Source organism: Clostridium sp. UMB9555A, assembly GCF_030222355.1.
GTDB classification, from domain to species: Bacteria; Bacillota; Clostridia; order Clostridiales; family Clostridiaceae; genus Sarcina; species Sarcina perfringens.
This window is the reverse complement of the sequence record NZ_JASORQ010000002.1, coordinates 303,973-327,133: the sequence shown is the minus strand read 5'-3', so window position 1 is coordinate 327,133 and position 23,161 is coordinate 303,973. Positions and strand designations below refer to the sequence as shown.

Genomic DNA, 23,161 nt, shown 5'->3' with positions numbered 1-23,161 from the left:
AGTATACCATAAATATTAAATAAATGTACATAAAATGAATAAATGATTAAATATAAAAAAATATTCAAACATTATTGATAATGTTTATATTATTCCCAATAAATGGTAAAATGTTTAATGTATTAAGCTAAGGGGGGATTTTATGTTTAGCAAAAAGACGATTGCTAAGATATTAAGTATTGCAGTGTTTTCCAATGTTGTAATTAATAATTTTAGCATTAACGAAGTTTTAGCAAATGTAAAAAAAGTAAAAATTGAAGATGGTGTTTTTTGGGCAAATAATCCTGAAAAATTTGAAGACAATCGGGAAAAAGCACATGCTACTTTAATGTCTTTTAATAGTATTGAAGAAGCATTAAATAATCCTAATTATTCTAATTATTCTAATTCAGAGAATTATATGTCTTTAAATGGAGAGTGGAAATTTAATTTAGTAGAAACTTATGATAAAGATATAAAAGATTTTTATAAAACAAATTTTGATTCTAGTTCATGGGGTACAATTCCTGTTCCATCTAGTTGGCAATTGCATGGATATGATCAGCCAAGGTATAATGATACAGCTTATCCTTGGGAATATCAAGATAATATACCAGAACCGCCTGATGTACCAACAGACTATAATCCAATTGGGTATTATAAGAAAACATTTACTGTTCCTGAAGGATGGGATAATAAAGAAGTTTTTGTATCATTTCAAGGAGTTGAATCTGCATATTACTTATATATAAATGGAGAATATGTGGGTTATAGTGAGGATTCATTTACTGGACACGATTTTAATATAGGAAAGTTTTTAAAAGAGGGAGAAAATGAAATATCTGTAAAAGTTCACAGATGGAGTGATGGAAGTTGGTTAGAATCACAAGATATGATAAAGCTTAGTGGGATATTTAGAGATGTGTTCTTATATTCTACACCTAAAGCTCATATAAGAGATTATACTTTAGTTACAGATTTAGATGATAAATATAGAGATTCTAATTTGAATGTTGAAATTGATATTTCTAATTATGGTATTGAAGCTGGAAAATATAAAATAAAAGGTATTTTATATGATGAAAATAAAAAAATAGTAAATGAAGATATTAGTGAATTTGAGTTAAATGATGAAGAAAATGTATTAGTTTCTATTAATACTAGAGTTGAAAATCCTAAAAAATGGACAGCGGAAACTCCTAATTTATATACTTATGTAATTGCTTTAGAAAATGAAAATGGTGAAGTTGTAGAAACTATAAGTAACAAGTTTGGATTTAGAAAAATAGAAATTAAAAATAATCAAGTATGTATAAATGGACAGCCTATATCATTTAAAGGAGTGAATAGGCATGAATTTTTACCTGATAACGGTAGAACGCTTACAGAAGAAAGTATGATAGAAGATATAAAGCTTATGAAAAAAAATAATATAAATGCAGTAAGGTCATCTCATTATCCTAATGATCCAAGATGGTACGATTTATGTAATGAGTATGGACTATATGTTATGGATGAAGCTAATTTGGAAACTCATGGAAGATTAGATGATATTCCTCAGAGTAGACCAGAATGGACCGAGGCGGTTATAGATAGACAGAGATCGATGTTAGAGAGGTCAAAAAATGAAACAAGTATAATAATGTGGTCATTAGGAAATGAGTCAAGTGGAGGGGAAAATTTTGAAATAGCTGCAAAGTGGATAAAGGAAAATGATCCTACTAGATTAGTTCATTATGAAGCGGAGAGGACTGTAGGAGACGTATATAGTAGAATGTATAGAACTATAGAAGAAATGGAAGCCTATGCAAATGATCCTGATAATACAAAGCCATATATACAATGTGAATATGCTCATGGAATGGGAAATAGTATAGGTAATTTACAAAAATATTGGGATGTCTTTGATAAATACGATATAATGCAAGGTGGATTTATATGGGATTGGGCTGATCAAGCTATAAGAATGAAAGATAAAAACACGGGTGAAGAATTTCTAAGTTATGGTGGCGATTGGGGAGATATTGAATTTACAGATGGGAATTTCTGTGCTAATGGCTTAGTTTCAGCTGATAGAACAGTTCAACCTGAACTTCAAGAAGTAAAAAAGGTTTATCAAGAAATAGAGATAGAGGATATTAATATTTTAAATGGTAAAGTAAAGATAGTAAATGAACATTTATTTACTAATTTAAATAAATACAAAGGAAAATGGGAGTTAAGAGCCGATGATAATATATTACAAAATGGGGAGTTAGATATTTCTGTTGATCCATTAAGTAGCAAGGAAATTACGATTCCATTTAAAAAGCCAGAACTTAGTCCAGGGGTTGAGTATTGGTTAAATATAAGTTTTGAATTAAAGGATGATGAGCCTTGGGCTGAAAAAGGATATGTAATATCAAAAGAACAATTTAAACTTCCTTTTGATAATGAAATGGAAAAAGGAATTGATTTAAATTCAATGAATTCAATAGAACTTAAAAATGATGAAAATAATGTGCAAATGATAGGTGATGGATTTAAGGTTTCTTTTGATAAAAAACTTGGTGCTTTAGAATCATATAAAATAGATAAAGAAGGGAATGAAATTGAGCTTATAGAAGAACCTATAAGACCTAATTATTGGAGAGCACCTAATGATAATGACAAAGGATTTGGTGCTGAAGAAAGATTTGATACTTGGAGATATGCAGGTGCAAATGCTAAAGTAGAAAATTTAGAAGTTATAGAAGTAGGAGATAAGGCTGTAAAAGTAAATGTAGACTTTATATTACCAACTAATATAGAATCTAAACTTAATGTTGAATATATTGTTTATGGAAATGGAGAAGTTTCTGTAAATAATACACTTAATGCTTCTAAAGGTCTTTCAGAAATACCAGAAATAGGAATGATGCTTAAACTTCCTAAAGAATTTGATAGTATTACTTGGTATGGAAGAGGACCAGAAGAAAATTATATAGATAGAAATACTGGGTATGATATTGGTGTTTATAACAAGAATGTTAAAGATTTCTTCTTCCCATACTTAGAACCATCCGAAACAGGAAATAGAACAGATACAAGATGGGTAACATTAACTAATAATAATGGAGTAGGATTAATGGCGTCTGGAATACCTAGTATAGAATTTAATGCATTACAGTATACTCCAGAAGAACTTTCATCCGGTAAACGTCATCCACATGAGTTAGCAAAAGAAGATAGTATAGTTTTAAGACTTAATCATAGACAAATGGGTGTTGGAGGAGATAACAGCTGGGGAGCAACTCCACATAGAGAATTTATGAATGAATCTGGTAAAATATATAATTATTCTTTTAAAATTAAAGGTATCGACAAAAGTTCTTCTCCAATGGAAATAAGTAAAAAGAATTTAAAGGAAGATTTAATTAAGGATATTAAAATTGATGGTGTTAGTTTAAGGGACTTTAATGAAAATATTACAGAGTATAACGTAGATTACTTAGAGAAGACATTGGAAAAACCTCCAGTAATAGAAGTTGTAAAAGCTAATGATAATATAGATGTAGAGGTAGAAAATGTATATACAATACCAGGAAAAGCAACCATTAAGGTTAATCATAAGGATGAGCTTTTAAATAAAATTTATACTAAAGAATATGTTATAAATTTTGGAACACATAATGTGGAATATCTTTCAGATATAAGTTGGAAAAGCGCAACTTCTAGCATGTATGAACCTGTAAAAGATAGGTCTGTAGTTAATAATCCATTAGTGTTAAAAATTGATGGAGAAATAAAAACTTTTGATAAAGGTGTGGGAGTAAACTCAAACTCAGAAATAGTAGTTGATTTAAAAGGAAAAGGTTATGAAAAATTTGAAGCTTATGTTGGCATGGATAGAGGAGTAAGTGGATATGGATCTTCTATAGTAGCTAGGGTTGAGGTTGATGGCAAGGAGGTATTCAATAGTGAGAAAATATATAGTACTTCTAATGGTCATAAGGTTGAAGTAGATTTAAAAAGTGCTGAAAAATTAGCATTATATATTGATGACTATGATAATAATATTAAGTATGATCATGGAAATTGGGCTGATGCTAAATTTATAAAAGCTGAGGCAAATAAAGATACTTCCTTAAAAGCTTTAAAAGTAAATGGAGAAAATTTAAAAGGGTTTAACACAAATACTTTTGAATATGATGTGAACCTTTCAAAGGAGTCTGATATACCTAAGATTGAAGCTATTGCAATGAATGAAAATTCAAAAGTATTTATTGAAAATGCATTAAGTATTCCTGGTACAAGTTATATTAAGGTTATTTCAGAGGCAAGCACTATGAAAACTTATAAAATAAACTTTGAATTAAATGGAAATTCTACAGAAGATGATGAGAAGCCTGGAGATGTAGAAAAACCAAATGATAATGACTTAGATGAAAATAATAAGCCAGAAGATTCTGAGGGATTACCAAGTACAGGACAAAATGTTATTAACTTTGCTATTATTGGAATTATTTCATCTTTAGCAGGAGTAAAACTATTAAGAAGAAAAAATAAATAATTAAAATTTTAGTTTTTAATAAGCCTTTCTAAATTTTGGAAAGGCTTTTTTATATAATCTAAATTAATAAAAAGTCATAAAAGTGATAAAAAGTTAACATTAAAGTTACTAAAATAAAATTGATGAATGGTTAACTTATTTGTATTTTGATAATATTTTTTTGATAATTTATATGAAAATTTAAGTTTAATAATGAAATTAAAGGAAAATTTTAGAATTTAAATTATGGTATATTTTAAATGAAATTAATGGATACTAAAGATGAAAATGTTTTTATCTTAGAATAATGAAGAATTAACCTAATTGACTTAGTATATTTAGGTTTATATAATCAAATACGTCATTGAGAAAAATATATAGGTAAGGTGATAAAATGTCGAAAAAAGTAAAAGTGATATTTACTATATTATTAGCATTATTAGTAGTTGGAGGATTAAGCAAAATATTCTTAAGTAAACATAGCAGTGAATATGCTTATAATATAGGTGATACAGTAAAAATTAAGGGTCAAAGTTTAATAGTAAATAGTGTTAAAACAAGTATGGGTGAAGGAAATGATAAACCTAAAGAAGGCAATGAGTTTCTTATTTTAAATTTAACTCTTAAAAATAATGGAGATTCAGAATTGAATTATAATCCATATAGTTTCCAAATTGAAAATGCCAAAGGCGAAATAAAAGATAGAACATTTACTGCTATTGATGGTAAGGAAGCTTTAGATAAGGGAACACTAGCACCAGGAGAAGAGGTTACAGGAACTATAGTAGTTCAAGAACCTATAGGAGCTAAGGATTTAAAATTAAATTATGTTCCAAATATATTTAAAAAAGATGTAGTAACAGTTAAACTATAATATTCGACATTTATATACAGCAAAATTTATAGTAATAGATTATATTTTATATACAACAAAATATTTAGAGCTTAAAAAGGTAATATATTAATAAATATTACCTTTTTATTTACATTTTTTTAAATTTATGTTGACTAAGTACAGAGTTTAAAATATAATAAAGTTAATTCGTATAAGAATACTAAGAATTAATTTTTATAATATGAAAAGCTGTGATTAGAAAAGTAGAATTAATTTCTTTATTCAGAGAGAGTCTTCTAGGCTGTAAAAGACTTTAAAGAATTTTTTCATGAGTGCATCTATGAGCTTGTTTCCAGAAATAATTTTAGGTTAGAGTAGGGAAATACGGGTATGCCCGTTATAGCAGAGTGGTATATTTGTACCTAAAGAGATTTTGTAGTTTAAGCTTATAGCTTACTACTTAAAATCAGAGTGGAACCGTGGAATTTTACTTCTGCCTCTGTATAAGGGGTAGAAGTTTTTTTTTATAAATAATTCTTTACATGAAAGTATAAAATAAAAAGGGGGGGATAAATTGTGAAGAAATTATTTAATAATCTTATTTTTAAACTTGTTTTAGGTGTTATATTAGGAATAATAATAGGAACATACTCTTCAGAGGGGCTTATGTCGACAATTGTGACAATTAAGTATGTATTGGGACAAATTATATTTTTCTCTGTTCCACTTATTATTCTAGGATTTATAGCACCATCTATTGCTAAATTAAAAGATAACGCAAGCAAATTATTAGGATATGCTGTTTTAATAGCTTATTTATCTTCAGTTTTTGCTGCTATTCTTTCAATGATTGCAGGATATGCATTAATACCTAAATTGTCTATAGTATCTAACATAGCATCATTAAAGGAATTACCAGAACTTATATTTAAATTAGATATACCACCAGTTATGAGTGTAATGAGTGCTTTAGCTTTAGCATTACTTTTAGGATTAGCTGTTGGATGGACAAAGGCTGATTTAGTAGAAAAACTTTTAGATCAATTTCAAGCTATAGTACTTAGTATTGTAAATAAAATAATAATACCAATATTACCATTTTTCATAGCAACTAATTTTGCAGCTTTAGCTTATGAAGGAGGATTAAGTAATCAACTTCCTGTATTCTTTAAAGTTATATTAATTGTATTATTTGGTCATTTTATATGGTTAACAATTTTATATTTAATAGGTGGAGCAATATCAAAAGAAAATCCATGGGAAGTTGTAAAATATTATGGACCAGCATATCTTACTGCTGTAGGTACAATGTCAAGTGCTGCAACATTACCAGTAGCTTTAGAGTCTGCAAAGAAATCAAAGGCTTTAAGAGAAGATATAGTGGATTTTGCAATACCATTATGTTCAAACATACACTTATGTGGTTCAGTTCTTACAGAAGTATTCTTTGTAATGACAGTATCTCAAATTTTATATGGTAAAATTCCTAGTTTACCAACTATGATACTATTTATATTATTATTAGGAGTGTTCGCAATAGGAGCACCAGGAGTTCCGGGTGGATTTAAATAGTTATGAAATAATTATATTTTCACCTGTCCAAGTAATCTTATTAATTACCTTTCTAATTGAAGTTTGCTTTTCTTGCATATTCATATTTTCAAATTCTTTTATAAAATGTTTTCTATTCTTTTCTTTTAAATTCAAATCTTCTTTGTTATAACTTAAAGAAATCTCTTCTTTTTCTAATAAATCTATTTTACTTTGTAATTCTTTTATATTTTCATTCAAAGTTTCCATTTTATCTATTAGTATATTTGCTAAATCAGAATCTACTAAAGCTAATTTTTGAACTAAACCATCTAATATTTTTTTCTTATTTTCAAGTTCTTTTAAAAGAGAAGCTTTAATTCTAGAGCTATCTTTATTATTAATAGTAGGTTTATTTTTATTAATTTTCTCAAAGAAATTAACATCTTTTAGAGTTAATAATGTATCTTCTTCAATTTCCTTTACATCTCCAAAGGTATTACCACATTTGTTGGGACAAGAAAAATATAATTTCCTAGTTCCATCTTTCTTTTTATGGCCTAAGACTATCAACATATTAGAACCACAAGTACATTGAATCAGTTGAGCTAAAAAACTTTTGTTGCTTATACGAGGCGCTTTTCTACCTTCAAAGGTTTTTAGCTTTTCTTGAGCTTTTATAAAAGTTTCTAATTCGATTATAGCTTTATGCTTACTTATAGCAGCTATTTTCAAGCCATCAATATTCTTAACTTTTTTACCATTGATTACTTTATTTTTTCCGTAAGGTAAATAACCACATCCGTTGGGAGTGCCAACAATTTCATATTTCAAAGTTTGTTTTAAGTATGTATTAGCTTCGGTAGAACTTTTTAGGTAGGTTATGTTATGAAGTATTCTACTTATTTTCTTTTTATCACAATTAAATTCACTTGAAAGCTTAAGTATACCTTTTCCATTTATAAATTCATCAAATATATATAATATATTATTTTTATCTTCCAATTCTAAATATTTACCTCCATCGATAGTAATAACCTTGTATCCAAATGGAGGAGTTCCACCAGTCCATCTACCAGAACGAGCTAAATTCAACATACTATCAGTAACTCTTTGTTTTATATTTTCTCTTTCCATCTCAGCTAAAGAAGCTAATAAGGTCATCATTAATCTACCAGCAGGAGTACTAGGATCATATTTATCTTCTACACAAATTAAGTCAATTCCATATTCTTTTAAAGTATTAAATGTTGTAAGAAAATCTAATGTATTTCTAGCTATTCTATCTAATTTGTAACATGCTACAGCCTTAAATTTGTTTTGAGTAGCATCATGCATTAATTTTTGAAATGCTGGTCTATTTGTGTTACCTCCACTAAATCCATCATCTTTGTATATAGTAAATTTATTTTCGTTTTTAAAATAGTGTTTAATAACTTCAGTTTGAGCCTCTAAAGAAATTGAGTTATCATCACCTTTAACAGATTTTCTAATATATATTGCTATATTTTTCATAGTCAAAAACCTCCTTGTTTTAAGAAAATCATAATAAATTTTTAGGGATACGTAAAATTAATTATTAATGATATAATTAACAATTTTTCAGAATTTTGTAAAATGAGTTGATTGAATTTTAATCCGGTATACATTTACATTTCAAATTATTAAAATACATAAAATTCCAAAAGTAAAAATAAAACCAATAAATTTCTAATTCTACAATTATATAAATTCAATAAATTTTCACCTTTTCAATGTTATAGAAATTATTAATTTCATAAATTATCTAACTTGCTAAGTTTAACTAAATTTACTAAAATACAAGCGAATATTAGATATGTATAAGAGTTTAAAATGTAATTTCAAAAAAAGAAAAAGAGTAAATTAAAATTACTCTTTAAAATTAATATTGTTACTCTAAATCTTTCGATTGTAGTTCTAATAATTGATTTATTTGATTGATTATATATTCTTGAAATTCAGGTTTTAATTCTTTAAATATTTCCATTGCGATTTGAGTAGAATTATCAATAGTATCGTTGAACATAGGACCTTCACCTGTTTTTAACCAAGTTTCATTTACTTTAAATGTTGTACAGATAAGTTTAATTATTCTTTCGTTAACAGATCTATTTCCTAATTCAATACTAGCTATATATCCGTTGGATATAGAAATTGCTTTGGCGAATTTGGCCTGTGATAAGTGCAACTCTTTTCTAAGCTCTTTTATTCGTTCGTTTACAGACAATTTATAATCTCCTTTCTATGTTTTTACTTACAATATCATAAAAATACTTACAATGCAAGTAAAAAACATTGACACGCTCACATAGTAGTGGTATTATACTTACATAGTAAGTGATAGGGGTGATGAAATGAATGCTAAAAAAAATACTAGGGATTTTACTATTGGATTTGAAAAATTAAATGAAAATAATAAACAATATATTTTGGCTATAACACAAGCGTTATTTTTTGCACAAGAAACATCTGAAAAAATAGTTGCTAAAAATAAAAAAGTAGTTAAGTAAGTAATTGTTAGTTTAAGTATTTAGGATGATTAGTAATGGATAGTTGAGGAGGGATTAGAATGGATAAAAAGCAATACAGAGCTATAAAAATAGACTATAGCAAACTAAGAAGAAGCAAAGCAAAAACTAAACATCCAGTTTACTTTGCTGTTAGTGAAGAAGAAATGGAAGAGCGTATGGCTAGAGCGTGGGAGAGAATACAAGTTGAAAAAGCAGAAAAAGAATTGATGAAAAAGTGTAATAGTATCTGAGTTTGAAGGATGTGTGAAATTATGGATGCTAAAAATATGGGGATTAAAGCTATAAAAGAAGGTATATCTAAAGGAAACTATGAGGTTACAGGAGTGATAGAAACTGGAGAAGTTATAATAGCTTTGGTTACTGATGTGGACAAGGTATTTATAAAAGAAGTTTTGGAAAGTAGCGAAAGTAATGAGGAAAAATTAAGAGAAACTAAAAACATAATGAAAATAAAAGATAGACCTGCACAAGAACTTATGCAAGTCTACGAACAAAAATGTGGCTTAAATTATCCAAGGTGTAAAAAGAATAATTTAAGAATTAGATAATCACAAGGAATAGTTAAGATTGGAGAAGAAGTGATATGAAAAGAATAGATATGATAGAGAAATTAGTTGAATTAAGAGATGAATTTTTAAAGTACGATAGCATTGAGTGCAAACAAGAAGATGTAAACTTATTTGATAATATCATTAAAGAGTTAGATAAGGCGGAAAAGAAAGAAGATGACAGAATATTTTATAGACGTGAGTATCATGCTGGAGAGTTAACACTAAAAGAAGCTGAAGATAAATTAATGGAGCTTATACAAAATTTATGTAAATTTGAGGTATCTTCAATTACTAGTATTGATATAGCTGCTATGGAAAAAATATTAAAAGCTAAAGTATTTTACGAGCCTATAAAATTGAGGGTTAGCAGTACAACAGCTCTTAAAGATGTTTTGAAAAAACTTGAGGATGATGGAATTATTGGAAAAGGTGATTATTCAAGTTTAGATATAGAAATCAGACAATTCTAAATGAAAAAGCATATACAAAGATAATTTTTTAAATTCATCTTCGTATACACTTTAAAATTTAAGTTTTTAACGGCATAAAGTGAATTTATCTATTTCATCATCAGAAATTATAGAAATTAATTCGTAGGAAATATCTTTATCTAATGTTAAAAAAGGTACTTTCATGCCGGTGCTTAAATTTGTAGCGTTATATAGGCATGGTTCCAATTCTATAGTTAAACATTCTTTAAAAATAGAATCATCTTTTATAATTTTATGAAATTCATTTAGAAAATAAGGTAATTCTTTTATGCTAAGAGATTTGTAATTATTGGAGTTAAAAGAATATTTTTCTTCCAATTTTTCGGATAAATTCTGAATGTTATACCAATTATGAACTATAAAGCTTTTACAATTATTATCGTATCCCAGTTTATAGTTAAGTATAGCAGGTTGGTTAAAATTAGCTGGATCTAATCTTTCTAAAGATAATCCAGTACAAGCCCATAAACAATTGTTAAATGAAATAATAAAATTTTTAGGTAATGGGGTTAAATAATTAGTGGAATTTGATTTAGAAATATTAATTTTTTCTATAAGAATACTTAATCTATGAAGTTCGTTTACGGTTAACTTCATTACAATCACTTCCTTTCTCATTATAATTGTACAAGTTATTCTATGAAAAATTTGTTGAAATTTGTAAGAGGTAAAAAATAAATGAATAAGAATATCAAATATATAACTGAAGAACAAGCTAAAAGTATTATTAGAAATTGGCAAGATGGCAATAGTGAACCAGGAAGATATATAGCTACTTGCAAGGATAACTACGCACTTAATAAATATATAGCAATAGATAATTCCACTAATGAATGTTGGGAAGAAGAATTTAGAACTTTAAAAGGATGTAAAAAGTATTTACTAGAAGGTTTGGAATATGAGGAAGTTTTAACTTGGGAAGCTAAAGAATTTAGAAAAAGAGAAATAACACTTTACATAATATATTATTTAGTAATGTTTATTTTTGTATTAAGTTTAATGTTTTTAATAAAGAAATTATAAAGGAGTAAATTTATATGCTATTAAGAGAAATACAAGAATTGAAGAAAAGATGTAGTTTGGAAATGTTTGAAGAAATTTTAATAGCAACAGAAGATGACATAAGATTTAATAGATTAAATTTTAATAAGAAAACACCACCGAAGAAGTTTTTAGAAATATTAAGTAGAATAGAAAATGTTTTTAGGAGGGTATATGAGGGATAGAAGACTGTTACTATGGATTTTGCTAGGTGATTTACTTTTAGTTTTTATTTTAATTTATTTTATTGTTTTATAAGGAAGGAGAGTTTTAATATTGGCTGGCAGGATATGGACTGAAGAAGATATAAATTATCTTGAAGAAAAATGGGGAGCAGTAAGCGTTGATATTATAGCAAAGAAATTAAATAGAACCATTGTAAGTGTAAGAAAAAAAGCTTCGGCTTTAAAGTTAGGAAAATGGATTGATAATACTCAGTATATTAAATTTAAAGATTTAATAATAAGCTTAGGATATTCAAGAAGTGGCTATGGTTATTTAAAAAATAAACTTAAAGAGTTAGGGTTCCCAGTATTAGTTAAAAAGGTATCGAGAATGAAAATTGAGGTAGTAGACATTGAAGAGTTTTGGAAATGGGCAGAAAAAAATAAGGGTGAATTAAATTTTGCAAATTTTAAAAATGGAGCTTTAGGAAAAGAGCCTAGTTGGGTTGAAGAAAAAAGAAAAGCAGATCAAATGAATCCAGCTAAAGTTAATGTTAAAAAGAGATGGAGCAAGGAAGAAGATAATTTATTAATAGCAAAGGTAAAAAGCAACACTTACACATATAAAATGCTTTCAGAAGATTTATCTAGAACAGAAACTGCTATAAAAAGAAGATTAATGGACTTAAATGTTCCATATAGACCTATTCCAGATGGGGGAAGAACTTGGAGCAAAGCTGAGGAAAATAAAGCGATTATATTAAAAGAAAAAGGTTACGATTGTTTTGCTATAGGTAAAATTTTAGGAAGGACTCAGATGTCAGTTGATGATAAATTGAGAAGTTACTTTTAAGGGAGGTAGGAGAGATGAGATATTGTAAATTATGTGGTAGCACAGAAAATATACAAGCGCATCACATTGTTAGCAGAAAACAACAACCTGCATTAATAAGGTGCAAACATAATTTAATTGATTTATGCGCTAATTGCCACGTTTTAGCACCTAATGCAGTACATAATAATGGCTTTAAGGAATTGAAGAAATTAAGGTTAGAAAAACAAAGAGAGTATTATAAATTATTTGAACTTAAATATTATCCTAAAGATATTATAAAGGAACTTTTAGGTATAAGCCAAAAGGATGTTGATATGTTATTAAAACCAGTTAAAAATGTAGCAGGTTTTTATGAAAGAGAAGATATTATAAGAGCTTGCATGGGTGGAAAGATTTTAATTGATGTTGGAGATATTTTATGAATCCACAGGAGATAATAGAACTTTTAGATCATGCACTAATAGAGTTATCAAAATTAAATGAAAATTTAACTATATTAGCAGAGCAAAAAGCATTAACTGAAGGTAGATATAGAAGGGAACTAAGAAAAGAAATCTTATTATTAAGGCAAGAAAAAGTACAAGTTACTTTAATAGATAACTTAATTAAAGGTAAGGAAGAAATATCTACACTTAGATACAAAAGAGATATAGCAGCTAGTAAATATTTTACTTGTATAAGTGCTATAGAAAACAAAAGATTAGAAATAGAAGTGTTAAGAAGTAAATTAACATGGTTAAGAGTAGAATATAAAAATTCTTAGGAGGAGCTATGGAAAGAGAAAAAATACAAGAAGCTTTAAATAGAAACTTTAAAAGCTTTGATTATAAAATAACGATGGCTTTTTATGATATTACAAGAAAGAGGGCTATTAAGAAGGTTAATAAATTTATAAAAAATTATATAGGATTTTCAAAGAGTTGTAAGTACATTTTTGTAATAGCTGATTATGGAAAAACATTAATTGCAAGAATATTTATAACTAACATAAAAGAAATTGAAGAAATACCGGACTATAAAGAAAGAGTTGAAATTATAAGAAAGAAAAATGGTAGTTTTGGTAATTTAGCAATTTATTTTGAAAATGATTTTGATGTTATAGGTGGATATTCGGAGGGGTTTTTTGAAGATGAAAAATTATAAATTAAAAAAGAGATTAAAGAAACTTATTAATTTAGATGTAAAAAATAAGAAGATTTCTATAAAAATAAATTATACAAAATAGAAAGCGGTTTATGATATGAAAAAGAAATTTGATTTTAAAGGACTTGAAAATGCTTTAAATAAGAAATTTGAAAATAATGATTATCTAATAAGAGAAAAGTTTGAAAAAATATCCAAAGAAAAATTAGTTGAAAATGCTGATGATTTTATAAAAAGGTATAGAAAATGTGCAGAGTTTTTTGAAGATTTTAAAGATAATATAAATTATTTTTGTGTAGTAAAGTATGATCCAGAAAGCAAAACTGGTGAGATTGCTTTAGCGATAAATAATATTATCGACATAGATAAAGTTGAAGGATTAAAAAATAGAGGAAGTAAAATAAAAATATCTTATCTAACAAAAAATGTAAGAATAACTAGTTTGTTAGATAAGATAGATAAAAATAGTGTAATTAAATATCCGAAATATTTAAAAAGATAGTAGATTAGTATTTACTTTACTAATCTACTATTTTAGAAATAAAATACTTGAAATCGCTATATAAGTATCTTATTTCTAAATTTGAAAAAAGTCAAGGGTGGCTTTTACGGGTAAGGATTAGAGTCTAAAGTTACAGGGATTTTATAAATTTAGTTTAAGAGGTAGTTTGCATGTATATAGAGAAGACAATTTATTCAGGAAAAATGTTAGAGGTAGAAGTACATAAGGGTTTTGTTATAGATAAAAAGAAACATAGAAAACCTAGAAGAAAAAAGACAAAAGAAAAAAAGAAAGTAATAAATGAAATAAATGCGAAGAAACATGTAATAAGATTAATACATGCAAATTTTACAGAGAGAGATCTAGCTGTAACACTATCTTACTCTAAAGATACTTTACCTAGTAATTTAGAAGAAGCAAAAAAAGATTTTAGTAAATACATTGATAGAATAAAGTATCATTTAAAGAAGAAAGGATTACCAGCTCCTAAATATATTGGAGTTATAGAGTATGGACAAAAAAATAAAAACTTACATCATCATCTTATTATTAGTGGAGATATAGATAGAGATGTCCTTGAAATTTTATGGACTAAAATAAATAAAGGTAGAGCAAATAGTAGAAGATTACAAGAAGATGATTTTGGATTTGAAGGAATTGCTAAATATATGCTTAAAAGTCCTGAAGGTAAAAAGAGATATTCACGTAGTAAAAATTTAAAAAAGCCAGTAGTAAAAGTGAAAAAGTATAAATATACTAGAAAAAAAGTTTGGGATTTAGCTCACTCTCAAGGAGGATATGAGTTAGAAAAAGAATTTAAAGGATATAAAATGTGTGAGTTTAAAACTTTTGTAGATGAAATGCTTGGGTTGATTTTTATAAAAGCTAAATTGAAAAAGAGGGAGTGAAAATAGTAATGAGAGAATATTACTTTAGTAATACTATAACATTACTAAATTTATGAATAATGAGTACATAAAATATATAACAAGATTAAAGGAATTAAGTGGTAATCACTATAGGGTACTACTTCTATTAAGCATGGGCAAATTTACACAAAATGAAATATCCAAAACTTTAGATATAAAGAAACAAAATACAAATAAGTTATTTAAAGATTTATTGTATTTAGGACTTATAGAAGAGGTAGACAAGCTAGGAAACAATAAATATTTTAAAGCAATAACAGATGTTAAAAAACTAAATATACCAGGACAAATGAAATTTATTTAAGGGGAGTTTAATATGCTTGCAAGGTTAAAAGAAGATTTTAAAAGAGATGGAAATTCTAAAACATACAGAAAAGGTGAGTTAGTATCTGTAGAAGAATGCAAAGTAAAAGAGGCATATATAATAACAAGATATGTTGGATGGAATAATTGGGTAAAAGACATTATAGAGAAAGATAGTGTTGAAATATTAGATTAGGAGAGTGATAAGAAGTGTATATAGAAATAGCAAAAAGAAATTATACAGAAGAATGTAGTATATGTGGATGTGAGTTATATCCAAAAACAAGATTTATAGTTGCAACTAATGGAGAAAAAGAAATTAAAATGTGTTTATTATGTGCTAGGGAAACGGCTAGTAAGATTTCAAGAAGAGGTGGGAAAAATGATTTAAGTTGGAAAATAATTAGTTTATTACAAGAAATTAAGGAGTTGAATAAAAATGATAATGATAAAGAGTAGATTTAAAGGAATGTTTTGTACACACAAATTTAAAGAAGTTAGAAAAAGAGTTCCGTTCTATTCCAGAAATGGAGATGTGATTTATTTAGAGTGTACTAAGTGTGGAAAAATTAAAAATAAAGAATGGCAACCAAGGGAATAAATTGATGAGAAGAGGTGTTAGATTAATGAATTGTGATTTTTGTAAAGAACCATTTGGAAAAGAGTTTAAGATTAATAAATCACCTAATGATTTTGAACAGCCTAATGAAGCTTTTATTTATTTAATGGAAAATGATACACCAGGTATTGTATTAATGAAAAATAAAAGTAGTAGCGGGTGGTTTGATATAAAATATTGTCCATTTTGTGGGGAAAAGTTAATAGGGGAAGAGAATGAGTGAGTTTAATACTGTAAAAAGAAAGTCTATATCAAAGAAAGTGAGGATAGGTAATGAGTTGTAGAGCAAGTTATGGAGGAATGGAACGTAAATGTAGAGTAACTGGTGATAGGTGTGTATTTATGATTCCAGATGAAAAATTATGTTATGAGCTTTATGGAGAAGGACCATTGGAATACGAGAAAGAAAAGAATATAGGAATTGATTTAGCTGAAGGAAAAGATAAGAGTGTTACAGTAAGAAAAAATAATGATAAGTATGAGTTTGAAGAGGTGAAATAATATGATATTAAGTGATGTATCTAAAAGAATAATTAAATCAGATAATCTTAAAGAAGTTATAGCTATATTTGAAAAGGCTATGAATGGTAAGAATGAAATAAATGTTAAAGTGGGAGAATTCAAGAAAGAAATTTGTTATGAAATAGAAATTATTTATCCTATTGGTGATTATTTTAATAAAGAAGAGGTGGGACAATATGAGAATTAAGAATGTATCTTTTAACATAAATGCAGGAGTTAAAGTGCGTTTAACTGAAGAAGCTAAGTTGTATTTAGAAAAAGATTTAGCTAAATATGGAGCGAAACTAACATTAGATGAATAGGGATATTGGAATGGACCATTAAGATGGATGGTAAATGAACTAGGATTACTAAGAAGTATAGGTATTAATCCGATAATAGAAATAGTTTTTAAAGAGATGGATGTTAAAATTCCTAATGAAGTTATTGAAGTAGAAATTGATAATATAAGAAATGACTATGATAGTGAATTCAAAAGATATCTTAATATTATAAGCAAATACAAAGTAAATATAGAGTATTTTGAATTCTTAGGAAAAGCATGTACTTATTATGGGTATAGTTTGGATAATTTAAAAGAGAAATTAATACCTGATAAAGAAAAAAGGAATATGTGGGGTAATAAAGATGAGTAAATATGAAAAAACTTTAGATGAAGTTTTAGGAAGACAATTTGATTTATGTAAAAGGATGGATTGTGAGAGTTGTTATGTTCTTGAAGAATGTATAAAGGTATTTGGGAATACTGAACCAGATTTTCTTGTTACTAAAGAAGAGTTCGTGAAAAAGATTAAAGAAGAATTGTTATTACCTTAGGAGGAATAGAAATGGTTTTAGTAATTATTATAGCAGCAATAATTTTATTATTAGTTGCTAGCGCATACCAGGAACATAAAGATAAAATTACAATAGAAGAGTTACCAAAAGTTATAAAAGAAATGATTGATCATGGTAAGAAAATAAGTGTCCTAGAACAAGGGATAATATATTCTCATGAAGAGGAAGAATTTATGGTTAAAGGATTAGAGATGGCATGGGCTTATGAAGGGGCTAAAACCTATAGGAAGCTATTAATAAAATATAGAGAATTAGAGAAGGTATTAAATGAGAAGAGATTTGAAAGAATGCTTGAAGGGTTAAGTAAGAAGAGGTGATGATATGAAAATATTTAAAAAGTGTACAGGTGAAATATATCCTAAAGAATATGAGTTGGGTAAGGAAGAATATTGGAAAGAAAGATTATGTGAAATATATAGAAATCATGGAATAAAGACATTAGCACCTACAGAAGAAATTAGAATGGTACTTATAGGTGATCCAAGCTATCCAGCCAATATTATAATCATGAAAGATGGAACTGAATTTTATGATGAATTAAATAGTCCTAAATGGGCATTTGAAATAAACAAGAAAGTATTTAACAATAAGGGATAGAGTAATTGGATTTGATTAGAGAAGAGGTAGAAACATGAAGGAAGAAGTAATGGATAAAGCTATAAAAAAAGCATTAAAAGAATTTAAAGAAGAGGAAAGGGAAGAGAAGAAGAAAAAAGTTCTACATAATACAAAATTATTGTTAAGAAATTTTAATAATTTAAAAACTCATTCAGATAAGGCTAAGTATGATATAAGTGAAATGGATATAGAAGCTGAGAATGGAGATGATAGAGCTTATATATTGAGTATAAGAAGAAGCAAACTAAGAACTTTGATAATGGTATCACATATTGAAATGGCTATGAGTGAACTAAAAGAAAATAAAATTAGGTCAGGATCATTAGAACAGTACAGAGCTTTAGAAATGTTTTATATAGAAAAGAAAAGTTATGGAGAAATCAGAGATAAATTAAATTGTGGTCAGAATACGCCATCAAGATGGATAAATGAATGTGTAGATGAATTAAGCGTATTACTCTTTGGATTTGATGGATTAAAAATGGATTTGGTGTAATCATGGTGAAAAGATGGTGTTTCCATGGTGTTTTATAAATGATAGAATTGTATTGTGAATAATTATATTCATTCAAAAATCTAACTCCTAACGTTAAAAAGTTAATTACACCATTTAAGTGATGCTATTTATTTAATGGCATCACTTAATATGAGAATACCTTGGAGGGTTCGATAGGTAAGGCTATCATGAATGAAAGTTCGAATCTTTCTATTCTAAACTTAAATATTCTATAATTTCAAAAAAAGCCAATATAATTATAAGCTCTCTGGACTGCGGAGCTAAAGAAAGAACTTAGTTTAATAAACTGAGTTCTTTTTATTTTTTTAATTAAGAGGTGTATTAAATGAAAGTATGCGAGGCAATACCATTTAAAAGTTCAAAGAAAAGATAAGAATAGTTAAAGAACTTGAACGGAGATATAAAAATGCATCTATAGAAATACATGAAAATTTTGTTATTATACATTTTTAATAATATTATAGGAGTGAAATAGTATGGTAGTTAAGTGTGATAAATGTCATGTTGAATTTGAAATATGTACTCAAACAGAGAAAATAAAGAATGATATAGAAATGATTTATTTTGTTTGTCCAAGTTGTGGAGAAAAATATAAATGCTTTATAACTAATTCAAAAATAAGAAACAAACAAGATCAGGTCAGAAAATTAAGAGGTGAACTTGAGAAAACTAATAGTATTGGCCAAAGAGTTAAGTTAGAGAAAAAAATTACTCATTTAAGGCAAGAAATAACGAAGGAACATATTTTATTAAGTAAGCAGCATAAAAATATTTGGTGATGTTAGGAGGAAGAATTTAATTGGCTAGAGCTAGAAGCCCTAATAGGTATAAAGCAAAAGAATTATATTTAAATTCATGTGGTGATATTAAATTAAAAACTATAGCAGAAGAATTAAATATAAGTTATAACCAAGTTAGAAAGTGGAAGTCAGAAGATAAATGGGATGAAGAATTAAAAGTAACAGTTGGAAAAGTTGTTACTAAAAAAAATAGTTTGAAAAAGAACAATGGAAAGCCTTTTAAAAAAGAAGTTAAAGAGTTAATAGAGAATGACGAATTAACTGATAATCAAAGGCTTTTTTGTGCTTATTATATAAATTGTTTTAATGCTACTAAAGCCTATAAAAAGGCATACAATTGTAGTTATGACACGGCCATGGTAGAAGGTTGCAAGTCCCTAAGAAACCCTAAGATAAAAAATGCAATTGATAAATTAAGAGAATATAAATTAAATAAAATCTTTTTAACTAAAGAGGATATATTTCAGAGGTACCTTGACATTGCTTATGCATCTATGACGGATTATTTGGAATTTGGTACTGAAGAATTTGATATAGATACTAAAGATGGAACTAAGACAATAAAAGGTAGTTATATATATTTAAAAGATAGTGCTGAGTTAGATGGTTCTGTTATAAGTGAGGTTAAACAAGGGAAAAGTGGAATATCTTTAAAACTTCATGATGCATTAAGAGCTCTTGATTGGTTAAGTGAACATATGAATATAGCTACTGATAAACAAAAGGCTGAAATAGAATTATTAAAAGCTAATGTGGAATTAACTAAAGTGAAGAAAGAACAAGCAGAGAAGGGAGAGTGGGATTAGTGAAAAGACTATTGAAGAGGATATTAATAGCAATAAGGAAACTATTGATACTAAAAGAAAACAAGATGTTATACACGAAGGAAGAATTAGAGAAGCGTGAAGAGGAATTAACCCAAAAGCTAAATAGAAAAGTAGTTATTGTTGATTTTAAGACAGATAGGATTATTTATTAATGTGGATTACATTAGATCAGTTTTATAAATCTAAAGAGTGGGTTAACTTCAGAAAGATAATAATAAGTGAAAGAGAACCGAGATGTTGGCATTGTGGAGATGGGTTCAAAGTAAGTGACACAATAGTAGTGCATCATAAGATAGAATTAACATTAGCAAATGTTAATGATTATAATATATCTCTTAATCCTGATAATGTTGAGTTAGTACATCTTGAATGTCACAATGAGATACATGATAAAAAGCATGGATATAATCATTATAAAGAAAGATTAAAGCATAGAGGAATCTACATTGTATATGGACCACCACTTAGTGGAAAGACTTCATATGTTTTATCTAATAAACAAGATGATGATTTAGTTGTTGATATGGATAGATTGTATGAAGCTGTAACAATGTTAGAAAGATATAATAAACCAAATAGTTTATTACCTAATGTATTAGCTCTTAGGAAGTGTTTAATAGATAATATAAAGGTTCGATATGGGAAGTTCGGCAGTGCTTGGATTATTGGAGGCTATCCTGATAAGTATGAGAGAGAACTATTGCAAAGAGAATTAGGAGCAGAACTTATTCTACTTAAACCTAATAAAGAAGAACTTTATAAAAGATTAGATAACTGTATTGATTATAGAAACCATCAGAAAACATTATGGAAAAATATAATTGATGAGTGGTTTGATAGATTTGTAGAGTAACCCCCCCTAGAAAAATTTCATTGGGGGGATTCCGAGTGCAGAGGGGGAAGAGTACTTTCACGCACAAGGTAATTTTGACTTTTTTTCAAAAATAATTTGAAAGGTTGGGAAAAATGTGCGGAAAAGCCGAAAAAGTTAAAAAATCAAAGAACTTAGAGAAAGAAAGACTTGAAAAAATAGAAACTGAATATAAAAGATTAATTTCTTTATTTGAGGGACTTGACGAAGAACAATTAATATTAATTGATGGTGCTATATTAGAAGCTGCTAGAATGAAAATTGAACTTGATGAATTGGCTGCCATAGTAAATTCAAGTGGTGGACTTGTAAAAGTTAATCCTGAAAATGTTAGGCAACAAAAAGAATTACCTTCAAGTAAGCTTATTACAAAATTAAGACCAAATTATTTAAGCTACATTGATAAATTATTTAAATTACTAGGTAAAGATGCTGATGATGAAGATGACGAGATGAGTGATTATGAATAGTTATATCCTGGATTATTATAATAAGATTAAGAATGGTGAATTAATTGTAGGTGTGGAATTAATGCTTCAGTTAGAAGGATTAAAAAAAGAAATAGCAGATCCTATTTATCAGAATATACACAATATAAAAATAGAATTTGAAGATTCAAATAAAAGAATTAAATTCATTGAAAATGAGTGTAAGCATTTTGAAGCACCATATGCAGGTAATCCTTTTTTATTAGAGATTTGGCAAAAGGCTTTTGTTGAAGCAATATTTGCTATAAAAATATATGATGATGAAGTTGGAAGGTACGTTAGAAAATATCAAGACGTACTTTTTTTAGTTGGAAGAAAAAATGGTAAAACACCTTTTATAAGTGCTATATGTTTAGCAGAGTGGTTTTGTGGAGAGATGGGAAAGAAAATTCTATGTGCTTCAAATAACTATGAACAAGCTGGGTTGATGTTAGATGCTATGGATGCTATGAGAGAAGAAAGTCCAAGGTTAGAAAAGGTAACTAGGAAAACAGTCAAAGGGATATTTTTTGGAAATCCTAAACAGAAAAAGAAAAAAGGTAAGTTTACAAGACAAAATAAAGGCTGTATTAAAAAGATTTCAGCTAAGACAGGAGCAAAAGAAGGTAGAAACATTGGAATTGGTGCTGTAGATGAAGTATTTGAAATGAAAGATGATTCTATAGTTATGCCGGTTAGACAAGCGCTTTCAACACAAGATGAACCTTTATATTTTGAATTAACAACTGAAGGTTTTACTAATGATGGTTATTTAGATGAAAGACTTATTGAGGCAAGGCAAGCTTTAAAAGGTGAAATTGAAAGACCAAGGTGGTTAATTTGGTTGTATACTCAAGATTCTGAACAAGAGGTTTGGCAAGATGAAGCTACATGGGTTAAAAGTAATCCAGGGCTTGGTGTAATAAAGAAATGGTCATTTTTAAGAAAAATGATAGATGAGGCTAAAACCAGTAATTCTAAAAGAGCTTTTGTATTAGCAAAAGACTTTAATATTAAACAAAATAATGGAGCAGCTTGGTTACAAGAAGATGATATAGTCAATGGAAATGATAAAAAATTCACATTAGAAGAATTAAGAGGCTCAATTGCAATAGGAGCTGTAGATTTAAGTGAAACAACTGATTTGACAGCAGCTAAAGCTTTAGTTATTAAAGATAAATTTAAATATATTATTCAAATGTACTTTATTCCTGAAGGAAAACTAGAGCGTTGCTCAAAAGAAGATGCTGAAATGTTTAAGGCATGGGCTAGAGATGGATATATACATATCTGTAAAGGAAATGAAGTTGATTATAGCGAAGTAGTTGCTTGGTTTGTGAATCTTTATAAAACTTATAGAATTAGATGTTGGAAGGTTGGATATGACCGATGGAACGCCAGGGCTTTTAAGAAGGAAATGGAAGACTATGGCTTTGATTTAGAAAAGATAGAGCAAACTATTAGGAATTTGAATAATCCAATGAAAATGGTTGAGGCTGATTTAAAAGCTAATTTAATAAGATATAATGGTAATCCTGTTGATAAATGGTGTCTAGAAAATACTTCTATGAAGTTAGATGATCAAGGCAGAATAATGCCAATGAAAATAAAAGATATTAAAGCTAGACATATAGATGGAGCTGTAGCGTTGATAATAGCTTATGCAACATTAGACTTATTTAGAAGTGAGTATATGAGATTAGTAGCTTAGGAAAGGA

37 protein-coding genes are annotated in these 23,161 nt (G+C 27.6%); 34 read left to right on the top strand and 3 right to left on the bottom strand.

Going from position 1 to position 23,161, the window contains the following annotated elements; all coding sequences use genetic code 11:
• The first annotated feature begins 142 nt into the window (after positions 1–142).
• The 3 genes from QP548_RS06775 (at position 143) to QP548_RS06765 (ending at position 6,896) form a co-directional block, all read left to right on the top strand.
• The gene (locus tag QP548_RS06775) at positions 143–4,510 is read left to right on the top strand and encodes a glycoside hydrolase family 2 TIM barrel-domain containing protein (RefSeq protein ID WP_061427512.1); all 4,368 of its coding nucleotides are present in this window, start codon (positions 143–145) and stop codon (positions 4,508–4,510) included.
• A 373-nt stretch (positions 4,511–4,883) separates the two neighbouring features.
• Entirely contained in the window at positions 4,884–5,363 is a 480-nt protein-coding gene (locus tag QP548_RS06770; RefSeq protein ID WP_061427514.1) for a DUF4352 domain-containing protein, read from the top strand.
• Between the two features lie 537 nt (positions 5,364–5,900).
• A complete protein-coding gene (locus tag QP548_RS06765; protein ID WP_075808082.1) occupies positions 5,901–6,896 on the top strand; it encodes a cation:dicarboxylate symporter family transporter in 996 nt (331 codons plus the stop codon).
• Here the strand turns inward: QP548_RS06765 and QP548_RS06760 are convergent, their stop codons facing one another.
• A complete protein-coding gene (locus QP548_RS06760; protein WP_075808081.1) occupies positions 6,897–8,369 on the bottom strand; it encodes a recombinase family protein in 1,473 nt (490 codons plus the stop codon).
• Positions 8,370–8,766: 397 nt separating this feature from the next.
• Positions 8,767–9,102 (bottom strand): helix-turn-helix domain-containing protein, encoded by a 336-nt coding sequence (locus QP548_RS06755; protein ID WP_061427516.1) that lies wholly within the window; start codon positions 9,100–9,102, stop codon positions 8,767–8,769.
• A 127-nt stretch (positions 9,103–9,229) separates the two neighbouring features.
• Between QP548_RS06755 and QP548_RS06750 the strand changes: the two genes are divergently transcribed.
• The 4 genes from QP548_RS06750 to QP548_RS06735 are packed head-to-tail and all read left to right on the top strand — an operon-like array spanning position 9,230 to position 10,427.
• Entirely contained in the window at positions 9,230–9,385 is a 156-nt protein-coding gene (locus QP548_RS06750) for a hypothetical protein (protein ID WP_158024733.1), read from the top strand.
• A gap of 59 nt (positions 9,386–9,444) precedes the next feature.
• Positions 9,445–9,636 carry a hypothetical protein gene (locus QP548_RS06745; protein ID WP_061427518.1) on the top strand — a complete coding sequence of 64 codons (192 nt, stop codon included), beginning with the start codon at positions 9,445–9,447 and terminating at the stop codon, positions 9,634–9,636.
• Between the two features lie 21 nt (positions 9,637–9,657).
• Complete coding sequence (locus QP548_RS06740) at positions 9,658–9,954, top strand: hypothetical protein (protein ID WP_061427520.1); 297 nt, start codon at positions 9,658–9,660, stop codon at positions 9,952–9,954.
• A 35-nt stretch (positions 9,955–9,989) separates the two neighbouring features.
• Positions 9,990–10,427, top strand: coding sequence for a hypothetical protein (locus tag QP548_RS06735; RefSeq protein WP_061427522.1), 438 nt, complete (start codon positions 9,990–9,992; stop codon positions 10,425–10,427).
• A 66-nt stretch (positions 10,428–10,493) separates the two neighbouring features.
• Here QP548_RS06735 and QP548_RS06730 read toward each other — a convergent pair whose 3' ends face one another.
• A complete protein-coding gene (locus QP548_RS06730; RefSeq protein WP_061427524.1) occupies positions 10,494–11,045 on the bottom strand; it encodes a hypothetical protein in 552 nt (183 codons plus the stop codon).
• A gap of 81 nt (positions 11,046–11,126) precedes the next feature.
• Here QP548_RS06730 and QP548_RS06725 point away from each other — a divergent pair, with 81 nt between their 5' ends.
• The 27 genes from QP548_RS06725 (at position 11,127) to QP548_RS06595 (ending at position 23,154) form a co-directional block, all read left to right on the top strand.
• A complete protein-coding gene (locus tag QP548_RS06725; RefSeq protein ID WP_061427526.1) occupies positions 11,127–11,471 on the top strand; it encodes a hypothetical protein in 345 nt (114 codons plus the stop codon).
• A gap of 14 nt (positions 11,472–11,485) precedes the next feature.
• Positions 11,486–11,674, top strand: a complete 189-nt coding sequence (locus QP548_RS06720) for a hypothetical protein (RefSeq protein WP_061427528.1) — start codon at positions 11,486–11,488, stop codon at positions 11,672–11,674.
• 91 nt (positions 11,675–11,765) lie between these two features.
• The gene (locus QP548_RS06715) at positions 11,766–12,506 is read left to right on the top strand and encodes a hypothetical protein (RefSeq protein ID WP_061427530.1); all 741 of its coding nucleotides are present in this window, start codon (positions 11,766–11,768) and stop codon (positions 12,504–12,506) included.
• A gap of 14 nt (positions 12,507–12,520) precedes the next feature.
• Positions 12,521–12,910 (top strand): hypothetical protein, encoded by a 390-nt coding sequence (locus QP548_RS06710; protein WP_061427533.1) that lies wholly within the window; start codon positions 12,521–12,523, stop codon positions 12,908–12,910.
• Positions 12,907–13,251: a hypothetical protein gene (locus QP548_RS06705; protein WP_061427535.1), complete on the top strand. Its 345-nt coding sequence runs from the start codon at positions 12,907–12,909 to the stop codon at positions 13,249–13,251. The genes QP548_RS06710 and QP548_RS06705 overlap by 4 nt, the downstream gene beginning before the upstream one ends.
• An 8-nt stretch (positions 13,252–13,259) precedes the next feature.
• A complete protein-coding gene (locus QP548_RS06700; RefSeq protein ID WP_061427537.1) occupies positions 13,260–13,631 on the top strand; it encodes a hypothetical protein in 372 nt (123 codons plus the stop codon).
• A 97-nt stretch (positions 13,632–13,728) separates the two neighbouring features.
• Positions 13,729–14,133, top strand: a complete 405-nt coding sequence (locus tag QP548_RS06695; protein ID WP_061427539.1) for a hypothetical protein — start codon at positions 13,729–13,731, stop codon at positions 14,131–14,133.
• Positions 14,134–14,303: 170 nt separating this feature from the next.
• Positions 14,304–15,041 carry a rolling circle replication-associated protein gene (locus QP548_RS06690; RefSeq protein WP_061427541.1) on the top strand — a complete coding sequence of 246 codons (738 nt, stop codon included), beginning with the start codon at positions 14,304–14,306 and terminating at the stop codon, positions 15,039–15,041.
• A 52-nt stretch (positions 15,042–15,093) separates the two neighbouring features.
• Complete coding sequence (locus tag QP548_RS06685; protein WP_061427543.1) at positions 15,094–15,366, top strand: MarR family transcriptional regulator; 273 nt, start codon at positions 15,094–15,096, stop codon at positions 15,364–15,366.
• A 12-nt stretch (positions 15,367–15,378) separates the two neighbouring features.
• Positions 15,379–15,561, top strand: a complete 183-nt coding sequence (locus tag QP548_RS06680) for a hypothetical protein (protein WP_061427545.1) — start codon at positions 15,379–15,381, stop codon at positions 15,559–15,561.
• Between the two features lie 14 nt (positions 15,562–15,575).
• Positions 15,576–15,824 (top strand): hypothetical protein, encoded by a 249-nt coding sequence (locus QP548_RS06675; protein WP_061427547.1) that lies wholly within the window; start codon positions 15,576–15,578, stop codon positions 15,822–15,824.
• Positions 15,805–15,966 carry a hypothetical protein gene (locus tag QP548_RS06670; RefSeq protein ID WP_158024734.1) on the top strand — a complete coding sequence of 54 codons (162 nt, stop codon included), beginning with the start codon at positions 15,805–15,807 and terminating at the stop codon, positions 15,964–15,966. Before QP548_RS06675 ends, QP548_RS06670 begins: the two co-directional genes overlap by 20 nt.
• Before the next feature lie 4 nt (positions 15,967–15,970).
• Positions 15,971–16,207, top strand: a complete 237-nt coding sequence (locus QP548_RS06665; protein WP_236907357.1) for a DUF6980 family protein — start codon at positions 15,971–15,973, stop codon at positions 16,205–16,207.
• A gap of 50 nt (positions 16,208–16,257) precedes the next feature.
• Positions 16,258–16,485 (top strand): hypothetical protein, encoded by a 228-nt coding sequence (locus QP548_RS06660; protein ID WP_061427549.1) that lies wholly within the window; start codon positions 16,258–16,260, stop codon positions 16,483–16,485.
• A 1-nt stretch (position 16,486) separates the two neighbouring features.
• Positions 16,487–16,693 (top strand): hypothetical protein, encoded by a 207-nt coding sequence (locus QP548_RS06655; protein ID WP_061427551.1) that lies wholly within the window; start codon positions 16,487–16,489, stop codon positions 16,691–16,693.
• Positions 16,683–16,808: a hypothetical protein gene (locus tag QP548_RS06650; protein ID WP_257722257.1), complete on the top strand. Its 126-nt coding sequence runs from the start codon at positions 16,683–16,685 to the stop codon at positions 16,806–16,808. The genes QP548_RS06655 and QP548_RS06650 overlap by 11 nt, the downstream gene beginning before the upstream one ends.
• A gap of 27 nt (positions 16,809–16,835) precedes the next feature.
• Positions 16,836–17,141: a hypothetical protein gene (locus QP548_RS06645; RefSeq protein ID WP_061427553.1), complete on the top strand. Its 306-nt coding sequence runs from the start codon at positions 16,836–16,838 to the stop codon at positions 17,139–17,141.
• Positions 17,134–17,322 (top strand): hypothetical protein, encoded by a 189-nt coding sequence (locus QP548_RS06640; protein WP_061427555.1) that lies wholly within the window; start codon positions 17,134–17,136, stop codon positions 17,320–17,322. The genes QP548_RS06645 and QP548_RS06640 overlap by 8 nt, the downstream gene beginning before the upstream one ends.
• 11 nt (positions 17,323–17,333) lie before the next feature.
• Positions 17,334–17,660, top strand: a complete 327-nt coding sequence (locus QP548_RS06635) for a hypothetical protein (RefSeq protein WP_061427557.1) — start codon at positions 17,334–17,336, stop codon at positions 17,658–17,660.
• Positions 17,661–17,664: 4 nt separating this feature from the next.
• A complete protein-coding gene (locus QP548_RS06630; protein WP_061427559.1) occupies positions 17,665–17,940 on the top strand; it encodes a hypothetical protein in 276 nt (91 codons plus the stop codon).
• Positions 17,941–17,974: 34 nt separating this feature from the next.
• Entirely contained in the window at positions 17,975–18,457 is a 483-nt protein-coding gene (locus QP548_RS06625) for a hypothetical protein (RefSeq protein WP_061427561.1), read from the top strand.
• A 497-nt stretch (positions 18,458–18,954) separates the two neighbouring features.
• On the top strand, positions 18,955–19,257 hold the full coding sequence (locus QP548_RS06620) for a hypothetical protein (protein ID WP_061427563.1): 303 nt from the start codon (positions 18,955–18,957) through the stop codon (positions 19,255–19,257).
• Positions 19,258–19,277: 20 nt separating this feature from the next.
• On the top strand, positions 19,278–20,084 hold the full coding sequence (locus tag QP548_RS06615) for a terminase small subunit (RefSeq protein WP_061427568.1): 807 nt from the start codon (positions 19,278–19,280) through the stop codon (positions 20,082–20,084).
• The gene (locus tag QP548_RS06610; protein ID WP_158024735.1) at positions 20,084–20,257 is read left to right on the top strand and encodes a hypothetical protein; all 174 of its coding nucleotides are present in this window, start codon (positions 20,084–20,086) and stop codon (positions 20,255–20,257) included. Before QP548_RS06615 ends, QP548_RS06610 begins: the two co-directional genes overlap by 1 nt.
• Positions 20,257–20,958 carry an HNH endonuclease signature motif containing protein gene (locus QP548_RS06605; protein WP_061427570.1) on the top strand — a complete coding sequence of 234 codons (702 nt, stop codon included), beginning with the start codon at positions 20,257–20,259 and terminating at the stop codon, positions 20,956–20,958. The genes QP548_RS06610 and QP548_RS06605 overlap by 1 nt, the downstream gene beginning before the upstream one ends.
• Positions 20,959–21,071: 113 nt before the next feature.
• Positions 21,072–21,446 carry a hypothetical protein gene (locus QP548_RS06600; RefSeq protein WP_061427575.1) on the top strand — a complete coding sequence of 125 codons (375 nt, stop codon included), beginning with the start codon at positions 21,072–21,074 and terminating at the stop codon, positions 21,444–21,446.
• Positions 21,439–23,154 carry a terminase large subunit gene (locus QP548_RS06595; RefSeq protein ID WP_061427579.1) on the top strand — a complete coding sequence of 572 codons (1,716 nt, stop codon included), beginning with the start codon at positions 21,439–21,441 and terminating at the stop codon, positions 23,152–23,154. The genes QP548_RS06600 and QP548_RS06595 overlap by 8 nt, the downstream gene beginning before the upstream one ends.
• Positions 23,155–23,161: the final 7 nt, after the last annotated feature.